The sequence below is a fragment of the Pseudomonas sp. DG56-2 genome (assembly GCF_004803755.1).
Lineage (GTDB): Bacteria > Pseudomonadota > Gammaproteobacteria > Pseudomonadales > Pseudomonadaceae > Aquipseudomonas > Aquipseudomonas auratipiscis.
In genome coordinates this window covers 4,291,982-4,306,012 of sequence record NZ_CP032311.1, presented here as the reverse complement: position 1 = coordinate 4,306,012, position 14,031 = coordinate 4,291,982, and the positions used below count along the sequence as shown (strand labels likewise).

Genomic DNA, 14,031 nt, shown 5'->3' with positions numbered 1-14,031 from the left:
GGAGCTGCGCAGCCAATCACAGGTTGGCCTCAGCTCCTGAACGTATGGAACTCAGGAAGGGCGGCGCAGTGTCTTCTGGCGCAAGATATAAATACTGACCAGCACGGCGCTGGTCAGCATGAATCCGCGTGCCCAGATCAACGGTACCAGATAACAGGACACGCCAATGCTCAGCCACATCAGGCCAATTGCATAGACTTTGCCTTTGAGGGGAATGCCTTCACCACTGAGGTAATCGCGTATCCACGGTCCCAGCCGCGGATGATTGACCAGCCAATGGTGAAAACGCGGCGAGCTGCGCGCAAAGCATGCAGCAGCCAACAGTAGAAATGGAGTGGTCGGCAACACTGGCAGGAAAATGCCGATCACTCCCAACGCGACGCTGAGCCAGCCGATGGCCAGCAGCAGGTAGCGCATTTACGTCGACTCAGTGGTGGCGAGGCTTGAGCAGTGCAGGTGCAGGCTTCTCGTCTGGCGCATGCTGCAGCAGGTACAGGGCAGTCAGGGCCTCTGGGATTTGCACGATCATGTCATCCATCAGATTGGCATCGCTGGCGATATCGGCGAATTCAGGTTGCTCATCGAACAAGCCCGAACCGACCATGATCGGCAGCAGCATTTCGCTGACTTCTTCTTCGGCGGTTTCGAACCAGGCCTCTTCACGCATGAATACGCCTTCCATGAAGCCGATGCACCAGCCACGCAGGTCGGAATCGTCCGGCTCATCGCCAAGGTCCAGGTCGCACGGCAGCTCGAAGTCTTCGTCGCTGGCCAGCTGGCGCGCGATGTGCGCCTTGAGCTGGATCAGTGTGGATTCGATCTCTTCACGCTGGGCATCGTCTTTGTAACGAGGCTCTTCAGCGAACAAGGCGTCGATCCATTCGCGATCAGGAACCGCTTCGGTACCAATCGACAATGCAGTCAAGTAGCCGTGTGCGGCAACGTAGTCCAGTGCTTCTTCGTGCAGCTCGTCGGCGTCGAGGAAGGCTTGCAGGCGGGTCAATTGCTCGGCGAAGGACATTACAGGGCTACCTTGGGAATAAACGATGATCGAATTCTAGCATCTTGCGGCCGTTACGAGGCAAAGGATGACGCCTATCGCAGAGCACCCTGTGCAGGTCGACGCTCGGGTATAATGCGCGGCTTTTGTATCTGGCCACCGGCTGATGCGCGGGTCAGGTAAAAGCCGCTTACGCATTTACAGGTGTGGCGGGGAAGATTTTCATCCAGCCTGTGGCCAGGATGGTTCTGCGATTTATGGAGTTTCTATGCTCGAACAGGCTCAGCGCGTCCTCAAGGACATCTTCGGCTATGACAGCTTTCGAGGGCGCCAGGGGGCGATCATCGAATGCGTGGCCAAAGGTGGCGATGCGCTGGTACTGATGCCTACCGGGGGCGGCAAGTCCCTGTGCTTCCAGGTGCCGGCACTCCTGCGTCCGGGGCTGGCGGTGGTGGTTTCGCCGCTGATTGCACTGATGGAAGATCAGGTGGCCACGCTCGATGAGCTGGGGGTGGCGGCGGCTTCGCTCAACTCCACCTTGAGTGCCGAGCAGCAGCGTGAGCTTGCCGGGCGTATTCGTCGAGGCGAAGTAAAAATGCTCTACCTGGCACCAGAGCGTCTGGTGCAACAACGCATGCTGGACTTCCTGCGCACGCTGGATATCGCGCTGTTCGCGATTGACGAAGCCCACTGCGTATCGCAATGGGGGCATGACTTCCGTCCCGAGTATCTGCAACTGGGGCAATTGGCAGAACTGTTTCCGCATGTGCCGCGCATCGCCCTGACCGCAACTGCTGACATGCGTACGCGCGAAGAAATTGTCACGCGTCTGCACTTGCAGAATGCCGAGCGCTTTCTCTCGAGCTTCGACCGACCCAATATTTTCTACCGCATCGTGCCCAAGGAGCAGCCGCGCAAGCAATTGCTGGCGTTCCTCGGCGAGCGTCGCGGTAATGCCGGTATCGTTTACTGCCTGTCGCGTAAAAAAGTCGACGATGTTGCCGCCTACCTTTGCGACCAGGGCTTCCCAGCGCTGCCTTACCACGCTGGTCTGCCGGCGGAAACGCGAGCTTCCAACCAGCGCCGCTTTCTCAATGAGGAAGGGCTGATCATGGTTGCCACGATTGCCTTCGGCATGGGTATCGACAAACCCAACGTGCGCTTCGTTGCCCACCTGGACCTGCCCAAGTCGCTGGAAGCCTACTATCAGGAAACCGGTCGCGCCGGACGCGACGGTCTGCCTGCCGATGCCTGGATGGCCTATGGTCTGCAAGACATGGTCATGCTCAAGCAGATGTTGCAGAACTCCGAGGGTGACGAGCGCCACAAGCGTATCGAGCAGCACAAACTCGACGCCATGCTCGCACTGTGCGAGGAAACGCGTTGTCGCCGGCAGATTCTGCTCAATTACTTTGACGAAGAATTGCCTCAACCCTGCGGCCATTGCGACAACTGCATCGACGGCGTGCAGACCTGGGATGCCACCGAACCTGCGCGCCAAGCCCTTTCGGCGGTGTATCGCACGGGGCAGCGTTATGGTGTAGGTCACCTGGTTGATGTGTTGTTGGGCCGGGACAACGAAAAAGTCCGCAGCTTCGGCCATGAGAAACTCGCCGTTTATGGTGTTGGCAAGGCCCGTTCCGAAAGTGAATGGCGCTCATTGTTTCGTCAGTTGGTAGCTCGCGGTTTGGCCGATATCGACCTGGAAGGATATGGCGGCTTGCGCTTGTCCGACAGCTGCCGGCCGCTCCTGCGCGGCGAAGTGAGCCTGGAGTTGCGCCGTGATCTCAAGCCGCAAACCAGCAGCAAGGGCAGTAGCAGTGGCGGCAGCCCGGCCAGTCAGCTGGTGCGTGGTGACGAGCGCGAGCAATGGGAGGCGCTGCGGGCATTGCGGCGCAAGCTGGCAGAGGAGCACGGTGTGCCACCTTATGTCATCTTCCCGGACTCCACCTTGCTGGAAATGCTGCGCAGCCAACCTTCAAGCCTTAGCGAAATGGCCCAGGTCAGCGGCGTGGGTGCGCGCAAGTTGGAGCGCTACGGCGAAGCCTTCCTTGAAGTCTTGGGAGGGGCAGCCGAAGCGCCACCGCAGGTCACTGACTTGCGTCATGAGCTGACCAGCCTGGCGCGTGCAGGTATGACTCCTGCACAAATCGCCGGGCAGCTCAATTGCAGCGAAAAGAACGTCTACAGCATGCTGGCTGAGGCCATTGGCCGCCATCAATTGTCGCTGGAGCAAGCCTTGGACTTGCCCGAAGATCTGCTAGCCGAAGTTCAGGATGCCTTCCTTGATGGCGAGGGCGAATTGCCGCCGGTATCCGCCATTGCCGAACAGTTCGGCAGTCGTGTGCCAGAAGGGGTCTTGTACTGCGTTCGAGCGGCATTGGCGGCAGAATTCGAGATGTAAACGGCGTTTCGTCATCTTTTATAACGATTGTCAGACAGATTGAACCTTGAGGAGTCTTGCCTGTTGCGCAGGAGCATGGTTAGCTGACTAATAATTAGTACTGATGATGAGTTTTCTATGCCGTTGACCGATCAACACCGCTTCGGAATGCAGTTGGCGCATATGTCCAGAGGTTGGCGCGCCGAGCTGGATCGACGCCTGGCGGGACTGAATCTGTCCCAGGCTCGCTGGCTGGTATTGCTCCACCTGGCTCGTTTCGACGAAGCACCTACTCAGCGTGAGCTGGCCCAAAGCGTGGGCGTAGAAGGCCCGACTTTGGCGCGCCTGCTCGACAGCCTGGAATCCCAGGGCCTGGTCCGTCGCCAGGCCGTACTGGAGGACCGTCGAGCGAAGAAAATCCATTTGTGCCCGCCAGCCAAACCGTTGATCGATCAAATCGAAACCATTGCCAACGCTTTGCGCGCCGAGTTATTCATTGGTGTCGACGAAGAGGACATGCGCGTGTGCATGAAGGTCCACGCGCGCATCCTCGCCAACCTGGAAAAAACCTGAACGGCTTCAGAAGGTGTGGCCCAGGTTGAGGTACAACGCCTTCTGATTTTCGCTGTTGGCCCCGTAACTGAAGTTCAACGGGCCCAACGGCGTTTCGAAGCCGACAAAGATACTGGCGGCGTTTATGTAACCACTGTCGAATTCGTTGTCGTTGTTCCACACCTTGCCACGCTCCAGCGACCCTCCTATGTAAAGCGGAAAGTCCAGTGGCAGGTACGCGCGGGGCGTCAGTCTGCGGTAATAGACCATGCGCATCAGACTCATGTTCTGCCCGGACACCGAATCCTGGCGAAAGCCCGACAATTGCCTGGCGCCACCGAGCACAAAGCTTGAAGTCACCACCTCGGCGTCGTCCAGAGTCCTTCCATACTGAGATCCCAGCACCCAGGTGTTGGCGCCGCTGCTCAGGGCCTTGTCCAACTTGAAAGTCCATTGCCGGTAACGTTGGTCAGACCCAAGGTCGGGCTCGAACTGGCGCAGGGTCAGGCTGATGTCTTCACCACTGTGAGGGAAGTAGACATTGTCCAACGTGTCGAATGAATACTTCAGTTCGTAGAACCCTTCGTTGAAGCTGAAGTGCGGCAGGTCCTGGTCACCAATGCGTACATCAGCATTGCCCCAGGCCTGGCCTACACCGAAGCGTACTTCGCCGCTGGTGCCGATCTGACGTCCCAGGTTCAGGCCGAATCCGTAACGCTCCAGCCGGTATTCGGCAACCGGATCGTCTTCCAGGGTCGCTTCGATGTTCTGCGAGCCCAGATCGATATAGGGGGCGACGAAGTAACGCGAACCGGCGTCCAGGGGCTGGTAGAACTCGCTGTACAATTCCTGCTGGTCGCCGATCTGCGCCCGGGTAAGCCACTCGGCACCCAGGCGGTTGATGCCGTTCACCCGGTAGCTGGCGCCGATATTGAAGGCGCTGTCGCCGCGCATGTCATCGGACAGGTTCAAACCCAATCGCAGATAGTCAGTACCTCCACGGCGCCCGCGGGCATTGATTACCAGGGTGTTGTCATTGCCTTTGTGCACAACCCGATACTGCACACGGTCGAAGTAGTCCAGGCCATAGAGGGTGCCCATGTCGGTCTGCAGGCGCCCTAGCTCAAGGGGCTGGCCAATGGGCTGGCGAATGTAGAAACGGATGACGTCATCGCTGACTTTCGAGTCGTTTTCGATCTTGATCGAGGTAATGACCGGTGTGCGCTGGCTGGGTGAGCGGGCGACCTTCAGTTCTTCATCGTTATCAGGACGTTTGAGCACCGCCAGGCGCGCATCCAGGGCGCGGGCGGCCCGATAGCCCGCTTCGATCATTTCCTCGGCGCGGCCGAAGTCGGTAACGCCGAAACTGGCCAGCGGTGGCTCGATCAGAATGTCGTCACGGTGCAAGGTTGCCAGTTGCTCTTCGGAGTTGCGCCGAGTCATCAGGGTGATCGACTGGTTGAGTACATCAACTACGGTCGCCAACTGCTTGCGCGTGCGCAAAGGCGTACCGATATCGACGACAATCGCGATGTCTACGCCCATCTCGCGCGCGACATCCACCGGGATGTTGTCGACCATGCCGCCATCGACCAACAGTCGGCCGTCCAGTTCCACTGGGGCGAACACAGCGGGAATCGACATGCTGGCGCGAATGACCTGAGGTAGGTGGCCGCGGCGGAACACCGCTTTTTCACCGCTGGCGATGTCGGTGGCTACTGCCCGAAAAGGAATAGGCAGCTTGTCGAAATCGCGGGTATCACTGGTGTGCGCCAGCATGCTTTCCAGCAGCAGTGCCAGGTTCTGTCCCTGGATCACCCCCAGTGGCAGGCCAAGGCTGCCATCGTCGCGGAAACTGAGTTTCTGTTTGACCAAAAAGTCGCGGTCATCCTGCTTGCGCCGAAACGGTACGTCTTTACGCGGCGGCGCATCAGACAGTGCCTGCTTCCAGTCGATGTTCAAGGCGAGCTTTTCCAGCTCGTCGACCTTGTACCCCGAGGCGTACAGCCCACCCACCACCGCGCCCATGCTGGTACCGGCAATGGCATCGACCTTGATCCCTTGCTCCTCAAGCGCTTTGAGTACACCGATGTGGGCAAGGCCACGAGCGGCACCACCGGACAATACCAGGCCCACTTTCGGACGTGGGGGTTCGGCAGCCACAAGCGGGAGGGAAACAACGATCAGCAACAGACTCAACAGCAAGCGGTGCATCATGGCTCTCGGAGCGAAGGCTAAAGACCGCTAGTATAAGCGCGACCGCCTGTCAGGAAACTGTTACCCATGAATGCTCGTAAAGCCGAAGTCGTAATCACCTATTGCACTCAGTGCCAGTGGCTGTTGCGTGCCGCCTGGTTGGCCCAGGAACTGCTCAGCACGTTCAGTGACGACCTTGCCCGGGTCGCGCTCGAACCCGCCAGCGGTGGCGCATTTCGCATTACCTGTGACGGCGTGCAGATCTGGGAGCGTAAGGCCGATGGTGGTTTTCCTGAAGCCAAGGTGCTCAAGCAGCGGGTCCGTGATCAGATCGATCCGCAGCGCGACCTTGGTCACAATGATCGCCCCTGATCAACCTTGAGCGGCAACTGACTTGTTGGATTGGTTGCTGCCTGCAAGGCGACTGGATATCACGATCGCAAGAATGATCAGCACACCGCCCAGCAGCATTCGTGGGGTGGGTGCTTCGGCGAAAATCAACCAAGCCAGGGCAATGCCGTAAACCGGCTCCAGAGCGAATACTACAGCGGCAGTGCGGGCCTTGATGACGGCCAGGCTGGCAACGAATAAACTGTGGGCGACGCCGGTGCAGAACACCCCGAGCAACGCGATCCACAGCCAGTCGATCGCCGAGACGTCGACAAGCGCCGGGGCGGCTGCCGGCAGCAGGCACAGCGCGACCACCGCATTCTGGCACATCGCTGCCTGCACGGCCGGAATACGTCCGCTGGCGGCGCGATTGGTCAGCGACAGCAATGAGAACAGCAAGCCCGACAGCAAGGACCAGAGCAGCCCGCCGGTAGCCTGACTGGCGAGGTCGAATTCCGGGGTGACCAACACCAGGCCGATGCTCACCAGCAACACCAGGATGATTTCATTGCTGCGTACCCGCTCCCTGAACAGCAGCCCTTCAAGAATCACGGTAAACGCAGGGAAACTGGCAAAACCCAGGGTGGCGATAGCAACGCCCGCCACCTTCACGGCAATGAAGAAGCTTACCCAGTGACCTGCGAGCAACACGCCCCCCAACAGCAAGCGGCGCCAGTCCTGGCTTTGCAGTGGTTGCCAGGCCTTTTTTGCAAAACGGGCGAAAAAGGCGAGGGCCAGCACTGCGAACGCGGCGCGGCCAAAAACAATTATCGAGGGACCCGCCTGGGCCAGTTTGCCAAATACGCCAGTCAAGCCGAAGAACAGTGCGCCGATGTGCAAGGCGCCGAGGGCGGTGCGGTGGTTCATGGGATTCCTATGCGCCTGGCTGAAGGCAGCGGTGTTGCGCTGAAGTTTGGGTGCTGGCCTTGCCAGTATTGGACCTCAGTTTACGAGGGCATAGCGCTCGGTGTCTGTTGCCGAACTCGCGTCAATTGTCGCCAGACTCTTGGCGCAAGGCCCTGGGTGAACAGCCGAAGGCGTTCAGGATGGCGGCGGAGAAGGCGCTTTGCGAGCCGTAGCCCACCTGCGCGGCAATCTCGCCGATCGGTCGCGTGCTGGTTTGCAGCAGTTTGCGCGCCTTGAGCAGGCGGCGTTGGCGGATATAGTCCATCGGTGTCATGGACGCTTCGGCGATGAAGCGGGCATGCAGTCGGGCATTGGAAAGCCCGGCGAGACGGGCAAGATCGGCTACCTGCAACGGGTATGCGGCGTGCTTTTCGATATGCGCATCAAAGCGGGCGAAGGGAAGCTGTTTTTGTGCAATGGCCGGTCGAGCGGCACCGTTCAGGCTGGCAAGCAAGAGTATCGCACCCTGTTGGGCGATCAGTGGATCGGTTACCTGGCCTGCCGCCAGCCAGTCGACCAGTAGCTGTTGGTGGTTGTCCAGTTCGCGTGTACCACGATGCTCCAGCAGTCGCTGGCTTGCCGAGACCTGTTCGCCCATGCTGCTGTTGATCCAGGCATCGCCAGGCACATCAAGGACCAGGCAGTGGCTCCCGGCAACACTGCCGCAGGTGTGGTGGGTGCCTGCTGGCACCACGATCAGCCCGTGGCGTTGGATGCGGGCGCCTTGACCATCGAGTTCGAAGTCCAGTTGCCCACTCAGGCCGAACACCAGTTGGGGGTGCTCATGGCTGTGGGCGATCAGGTCGTCACTGTAGTGACGCAGGGAAAGTATCGAGCCGCTGTTCATTGCCGTGTCCTCTACGCGGTAACGGCAGTGTACAAGCTCATGCGTCGGCATTCATCGATTGCAGCGCTGCTTTGTAGAGCGATTGCCTCGGCTGGGCGAACAGACGCCTGAGCATCGGCTCGAAAAAGCTCAGCGGCAGGCTGTCGTAGTGGGGGTCAAAGGCGGCGGCGTCGTAGCGCGCGCAGAACTCGATGGTTTGTTGGTACTGCGGGTGATCCTCGAATTGCTCGCGCAGATGCCGGTCCATCCCCAGGTGATGGAAGAAGTAATAGCCCTGGAATACCCCATGCTTCTCTACCATCCAGAGGTTTTCCGGGCTGACGAAAGGCTTGAGGATGGCTGCAGCGATATCAGGATGGTTATAGCTACCCAGGGTGTCGCCGATGTCGTGAAGCAGCGCGCAAATCACATACTCTTCGTCGCGTCCATCCCGCCAGGCACGGCTAGCGGTTTGCACGCAGTGACTGAGGCGATCAATGGGGAAACCGCCGAAATCACCATCGAGCAGGCGCAGGTGCGCGAGGATCCGGTCGGCGAGTTGGCTGGCGTAAGCCCTGAAATCGCTGGCGATGATCGCCCAGTCCTGCTGCGTGCCATCCTGCATGTGCGTAAAGCGGGCCTGCTCGGTCATTGACGTTCCAAAGAGTGGTCTAGGGCCTCACTCTACCTTGGCCGTTTATCGGAGCAGTGGCCGCGCAGGACGCGTTTCTGACCTTGTGGGCCGAAATCAGAACGGGACCTTGCCGCGCAGCATGTCGCGGTACATGGCGAAATCGCCAATCAGGCTGTACAGCGGATGCCTGAAGGTTGCCGGGCGATTGCCCTCGAAAAAGAAGTGTCCGACCCACGCGAACCCGTAGCCGGCGAACGGAATCGCCAGCAACACGATCCATTTGCCACTGGCAATCGTGTAGGCGAGCAGGGCGATGACCAGGCTGGTACCAACGAAGTGCAGGCGCCGGCAGGTGGGGTTGCTGTGCTCGTCCAGGTAATACGGGTAAAACTCGGCAAAGCTGCGAAATTGCTGAGGACTGTTCACGTCGTAGCTCCTGAAACTCTCGATACGGTGAAGATACACGGCGTGGAGCCTGAACTGAGTCTAGAGTGAGTAAAACCATTGCGCAGTGACAATGGGCGCCAATTGAGTATCCTTTGAGTTCACCGCAGGAGCGGTCAGTTCGAACATAAGAAGCCAGCCATGAGCGAGAGAACCACGTCAGCAAGCTGGGCATCAGGGATCGTCAAGGCACTCGAGCTCGAAGGGCTGGATTGTCGTGCAATGTTCCAACAACTCGGCCTGGATTTCGCCGCCCTGGATGACCCCGACGCACGTTTTACCCAAGACTCCATGACCCGTTTATGGCAAATGGCGGTCGACCTTTCCGGCAATCAGGCCATCGGCCTGAACATGGCCCGGGTGGTTCGTCCGGCCTCCTTTCATGTGGTCGGCTACGCCTTGATGTCGAGCCGTACCTTGGCCGAAGGGTTTGAGCGATTGGTGCGCTTTCAGCGCATCATTGCCGAGAGTTCCGACTTGAGCTTTCGCCAGGAACCAGAAGGTTACGCGTTAATTCTCACTGTCCACGGTGATCATCTTCCGCCTACCCGGCACAGCGCTGAAGCGTCCCTGGCCTGTGCCTTGTCGCTGTGCGGCTGGTTGAGCGGGCGGGTAATTCAGCCGCGACGGGTATTGGTCCAAGGGCCGCAGCCAGTCGACCTGACGCCGTACAAGACAGCTTTCCATGCACCCCTGGTATTTGGCGCGGCTCATGATGCATTGATATTCGAGCGGGCTGACATGGAGGCGCCATTACCGACGGCTAACGAAGCCATGGCCGTGTTGCACGACCGGTTTGCCGGTGAGTATCTGGCCCGTTTTTCCGAAAGCCGCGTCACCCATCGTGCACGTCAGGTGCTGTGCCGAGTGTTGCCGCAAGGAGAGCCCAAGCGCGAGACGGTGGCGCAGGCTCTGCATTTGTCCCAGCGTACCTTGCAACGGCGCCTGCAGGACGAAGGCACCAGCTTTCAGACCTTGCTTGACGACACCCGCCGAGAGTTGGCCGAGCAGTACCTGGCGCAGCCGGACATGACACTGCTGGAAACTGCCTACTTGCTGGGCTTTGCCGATCCAAGCAACTTCTTCCGGGCGTTTCGTCGGTGGTTCGACGTTACTCCCGGCGAGTATCGGGCTCGAATTGCGCTGGGCACAGCTGTTGCGCCAGAAACCGAAGCGGTGGAGGTCGCGGTCAGTGACGCCAGAACGCCGGCATACACAGCACCAACACCGTAATGATTTCCAGACGTCCCAGCAGCATCCCGAACGCCAGGATCCATTTGGCCGCATCCGGCAATGTCGCAAAGTTGCCGGCCGGGCCAATGGTTTCACCCAGTCCCGGACCTACACCGGAGACGGTACTGGCAGCACCGGTCAAGGCGGTCATCCAGTCTACGCCGAGCAATGACAGGAGCAGGGCGATTACGCAGATGGTGATGGCAAAGAAGAACGAGAAAGTCAGGATCGAGCGCACGATCTCTTCGTCCAGACGATGACCGTTGTACTTCTGCTTGATCACGGCGCGAGGGTGAATGAGTTGATTGAGGTTGGCCTTGAGCAGGATGTAGGCAACCTGAAAACGGAAAATCTTGATACCACCAGCGGTCGAGCCCGAGCAACCACCAACGAAGCCAAGGTAGAAGAAAAGCATCAGCGAGAAGTTGCCCCACAGGCTGTAGTCGCCCAGGGCAAAGCCGGTGGTGGTCACTACCGAGGTGACGTTCAGCGCCACATGGCGCAATGCATCCAGCCAGTGCAGGTCAGTGGTCGCCCAGTACCAGGTGCCCAATACCAGCCAAGTGACCAGCAGCATGGCCAGAAGACCCTGGACCTGCTGGTCCTTGATCAGCGCCTTGCGATTGCCGCGCAGGGTAGCGACGTAAAGCGCGAACGGCATACTGCCGAAAATCATCACGACCACGGCAACCCAATGCACCGCCGGCTGGTGCCATTTGGCCAGAGATTGGTCGGAGGTAGAGAAACCGCCAGTGGAAATTGCCGACATGGCGTGGTTGATGGCATCGAATACGCTCATGCCGGCCAGCCAGAATGCAAGGCCCCCCAAGGCAGTGAAGCCGATGTACACCGCGACGATGGATTTGGCAACCATGTGCGACCGCGGCATGACTTTTTCGGAACGGTCCGAAGACTCGGTCTGGAACAGGCGCATACCACCGATGCGCAGCAGCGGCAAAATGGCTACCGCCATGGCGATAAAACCGATGCCGCCGAGCCAGTGCAGAAGCGAACGCCACATCAGAATGCCTGGCGACATGGTGTCCAGGCCGCTGAGTACCGTGGCGCCGGTCGCGGTAATACCGGACATGCTCTCGAAGAATGCGTCGGTATAGCTGATGTGTTGAGTGAGCAGGAACGGTAGCGCGGCGAAGATACACACCACCAGCCAACTGCTGACGGTAAGCAGATACATGTCGCGCGGACGCAAGTGCACATGCTCTGGGCGCCCCTGGATCACCAGGGCAAGGCCGGCGATAAAGGTGATCATGCTGGCCCACAGGAACGACGGCAGGTCACCAGTGCGATCAAAGATCACCAGGGTGGCCATGGGCACAACCATGCTGATCGCCAGGGTGATCAGGAAGATGCCGATGACAAATCCAATGATCCTTAAGGTCGGCAACGCCATGTGATCTGCTCTGACTTGAAACGGAAGGGCGCCATTCTACCTATGGCCCTTTTTAAGTAAACGCTAGAATAGCTGCACATTTCTCTTTAGGGGGTAGCCAATGGAGGCTCTCGACGCATTGCTCAACCGTGTTTCTGTACCACGGCTGATGGAACCCGCACCTAATGCTGCTCAGCGCGAGGGCTTGTTTCAGGCTGCCCTGCGGGCGCCGGACCATGGTCAATTGCGGCCGTGGCGCTTCTTGACGGTCGAGGGCGAGGGGCGTGAAAAACTGGGGGCGTTACTGGCCGAAGCGGTGCAGGCCGAGGGTGACGCCACTGAAGCGGCGCTGGACAAGGCCCGCGCCATGCCAATGCGCGCACCGCTGCTGGTGGTGGTTATCGCGCGCTTGCAGGATCACTTCAAGGTGCCGGCCTCGGAGCAACGTCTGGCCGCTGGCTGCGCAGCCCACGGCATTCTATTGGCGGCTCATGCCCAAGGGATTGGTGCTGTCTGGCGAACCGGCGAGCTGTCGTACAGCAAGCATGTAGCCAAGGGGCTGGGACTGGCTGACAACGAAGAGATCATCGCCTTCTTGTACCTGGGCACTCCGCAGTCGGAGCCCCGTACCGCGCCAGTGCTGGCAACGGCGGATTTCGTTTCGGCCTGGGAGTAGTACTGGCGCCATCGCGGGCCAAGCCCGCGCCTGCAGGCAGATTGCGCAAGGTAATTGTGCAGGAGCGGGCGCGGTTTCAGGTCAGGCACTGAGCTCCAGCCGGGCAACAAAACCACCCTCTGGATGATTTCCCAGGGTCAGGCTTCCACCGTGCCGCTCTGCTGCCTTGCGCGCAATGGCCAGACCCAGGCCATGACCTGCAGCGCTCTGGCCCGGGGCGCGGAAGAACGGCTCGCCCAATTGCCCAAGGTGTTCTTCGGCCACGCCCGGGCCGTGATCGCGCACACTTATCACGATGCGGTCGTTGTCACGCAAGGCTGAAATTTCAATCGCTTGCCCTTGCGGGTTGAAGCGCACGGCATTGCGCAGCAGGTTATCTACCGCACGCTCGATCAGGGTTGGCCAGCCCTGCAGGCTCAACCCTGGTTCAAGCTGCAACTGGATGTCCTGTTCCGGCGCACTGAGCTGGGCATCCTTGTGCAGGGACTGCAGCAGCGCATCGAGGTCCACCGGTTCGGCGCGCGATTGTTCGGCGTCCACTCGTGCCAGCACCAGAATTTCACTGATCAGTGCTTCCAGGCGGTCGCATTCCCGCGTCAGGCGTGGCCATAACGCTTCGCGTTGTTCCGGTTCGGCCCGCTCGGCGAGAGCCAGGGCAATGCGCAGGCGCGCCAGCGGCGAGCGCAACTCGTGGGACACATCGCGCAGCAGTTGGCGCTGGCTGCCGATCATGCTCTGCAGGCGTGATCCCATACGGTTGAAGTCATTGGCTAACACGCCGAATTCATCGCGGCGACTGGCCAGGCGCGCCAGGCTGTTCTGTTGATAGGTAGTTTGTCCCAGGTCATGTACGGCTCCGCGCAAGCGGCTGAGCGGACGGGTAATGGACAGCGTTACCAACAGGCTGAACAGGGTCAAGACCACCAGGGCAATGCCCAATGCACTCAATGGCCATAGCAGGCTGTCACGGTGCCAGGCATCCAGTTCGGGATGGGGAATGCGATAGATCAGCAAGTACGTCTCGCCAGTCTCGGGACTGGTGTATTCCTCGGTCAGGCGCCGCCAGGGCAAGCGCCGGTCGTCGTTGTGTCGCCGTGCCTCGAAAGCTGCGGCACGCCGTGGGAAGGTGCCAGGTACCACTGCATCGCCACTGTCGTTGAGTACTTGCACATCGATGTTGTAGTGGCGCTTGCGATGCTCCAGAAAGTGCTGGGCGTTCTCGGGGCCCTTTTGTTCGTAGCGTTGGGTCCAGGTCTTGGCCAGGGTATTGAGACCCGGGTGACGGCTGAGAATCCAGGCATCCTGGTTCAACATGTGCCCGAGCAGAATCGACAGGCCGGCGACCAGGGCAATGGCCAGCCAGAAACTGGCCAGGATGCGCCAGAACAATGAACGCAAGGG

At 59.7% G+C, this 14,031-nt stretch carries 14 protein-coding genes; 5 read left to right on the top strand and 9 right to left on the bottom strand.

Annotated elements, in window-relative coordinates; genetic code table 11:
* Nucleotides 1-51: 51 nt before the first annotated feature.
* Both D3Z90_RS19740 and D3Z90_RS19735 read right to left on the bottom strand, forming a co-directional pair.
* Nucleotides 52-417 carry a YbaN family protein gene (locus D3Z90_RS19740; protein WP_136477611.1) on the bottom strand — a complete coding sequence of 122 codons (366 nt, stop codon included), beginning with the start codon at nt 415-417 and terminating at the stop codon, nt 52-54.
* A 10-nt stretch (nt 418-427) separates the two neighbouring features.
* Nucleotides 428-1,021: a YecA family protein gene (locus tag D3Z90_RS19735; RefSeq protein WP_136477610.1), complete on the bottom strand. Its 594-nt coding sequence runs from the start codon at nt 1,019-1,021 to the stop codon at nt 428-430.
* 247 nt (nt 1,022-1,268) lie between these two features.
* Here D3Z90_RS19735 and recQ point away from each other — a divergent pair, with 247 nt between their 5' ends.
* A complete protein-coding gene (gene recQ / locus D3Z90_RS19730; protein ID WP_136477609.1) occupies nt 1,269-3,404 on the top strand; it encodes a DNA helicase RecQ in 2,136 nt (711 codons plus the stop codon).
* A gap of 117 nt (nt 3,405-3,521) precedes the next feature.
* Nucleotides 3,522-3,956, top strand: coding sequence for a MarR family transcriptional regulator (locus D3Z90_RS19725; protein ID WP_136477608.1), 435 nt, complete (start codon nt 3,522-3,524; stop codon nt 3,954-3,956).
* 6 nt (nt 3,957-3,962) lie between these two features.
* On the opposite strand, the gene D3Z90_RS19720 is transcribed toward D3Z90_RS19725, so the two are convergent.
* Nucleotides 3,963-6,149 (bottom strand): patatin-like phospholipase family protein, encoded by a 2,187-nt coding sequence (locus D3Z90_RS19720; RefSeq protein ID WP_136477607.1) that lies wholly within the window; start codon nt 6,147-6,149, stop codon nt 3,963-3,965.
* A gap of 69 nt (nt 6,150-6,218) precedes the next feature.
* Between D3Z90_RS19720 and D3Z90_RS19715 the strand changes: the two genes are divergently transcribed.
* The gene (locus tag D3Z90_RS19715; protein ID WP_136477606.1) at nt 6,219-6,503 is read left to right on the top strand and encodes a SelT/SelW/SelH family protein; all 285 of its coding nucleotides are present in this window, start codon (nt 6,219-6,221) and stop codon (nt 6,501-6,503) included.
* On the opposite strand, the gene D3Z90_RS19710 is transcribed toward D3Z90_RS19715, so the two are convergent.
* The 4 genes from D3Z90_RS19710 to D3Z90_RS19695 form a co-directional block, all read right to left on the bottom strand.
* The gene (locus D3Z90_RS19710) at nt 6,504-7,388 is read right to left on the bottom strand and encodes a DMT family transporter (protein WP_136477605.1); all 885 of its coding nucleotides are present in this window, start codon (nt 7,386-7,388) and stop codon (nt 6,504-6,506) included.
* A gap of 121 nt (nt 7,389-7,509) precedes the next feature.
* Entirely contained in the window at nt 7,510-8,274 is a 765-nt protein-coding gene (locus tag D3Z90_RS19705) for an AraC family transcriptional regulator (RefSeq protein WP_136477604.1), read from the bottom strand.
* Nucleotides 8,275-8,311: 37 nt separating this feature from the next.
* Nucleotides 8,312-8,905: an HD domain-containing protein gene (locus tag D3Z90_RS19700; protein WP_136477603.1), complete on the bottom strand. Its 594-nt coding sequence runs from the start codon at nt 8,903-8,905 to the stop codon at nt 8,312-8,314.
* Between the two features lie 96 nt (nt 8,906-9,001).
* A complete protein-coding gene (locus D3Z90_RS19695; protein WP_136477602.1) occupies nt 9,002-9,313 on the bottom strand; it encodes a DUF962 domain-containing protein in 312 nt (103 codons plus the stop codon).
* Nucleotides 9,314-9,472: 159 nt separating this feature from the next.
* Here D3Z90_RS19695 and D3Z90_RS19690 point away from each other — a divergent pair, with 159 nt between their 5' ends.
* Complete coding sequence (locus D3Z90_RS19690) at nt 9,473-10,564, top strand: AraC family transcriptional regulator (protein WP_136477601.1); 1,092 nt, start codon at nt 9,473-9,475, stop codon at nt 10,562-10,564.
* On the opposite strand, the gene D3Z90_RS19685 is transcribed toward D3Z90_RS19690, so the two are convergent.
* Nucleotides 10,521-11,975, bottom strand: coding sequence for a TrkH family potassium uptake protein (locus D3Z90_RS19685; RefSeq protein ID WP_136477600.1), 1,455 nt, complete (start codon nt 11,973-11,975; stop codon nt 10,521-10,523). The genes D3Z90_RS19690 and D3Z90_RS19685 overlap by 44 nt on opposite strands.
* Before the next feature lie 100 nt (nt 11,976-12,075).
* Here D3Z90_RS19685 and D3Z90_RS19680 point away from each other — a divergent pair, with 100 nt between their 5' ends.
* Nucleotides 12,076-12,630 carry an NAD(P)H nitroreductase gene (locus D3Z90_RS19680; protein ID WP_136477599.1) on the top strand — a complete coding sequence of 185 codons (555 nt, stop codon included), beginning with the start codon at nt 12,076-12,078 and terminating at the stop codon, nt 12,628-12,630.
* 81 nt (nt 12,631-12,711) lie between these two features.
* Here D3Z90_RS19680 and D3Z90_RS19675 read toward each other — a convergent pair whose 3' ends face one another.
* A complete protein-coding gene (locus D3Z90_RS19675; protein ID WP_136477598.1) occupies nt 12,712-14,028 on the bottom strand; it encodes a HAMP domain-containing sensor histidine kinase in 1,317 nt (438 codons plus the stop codon).
* Nucleotides 14,029-14,031: the final 3 nt, after the last annotated feature.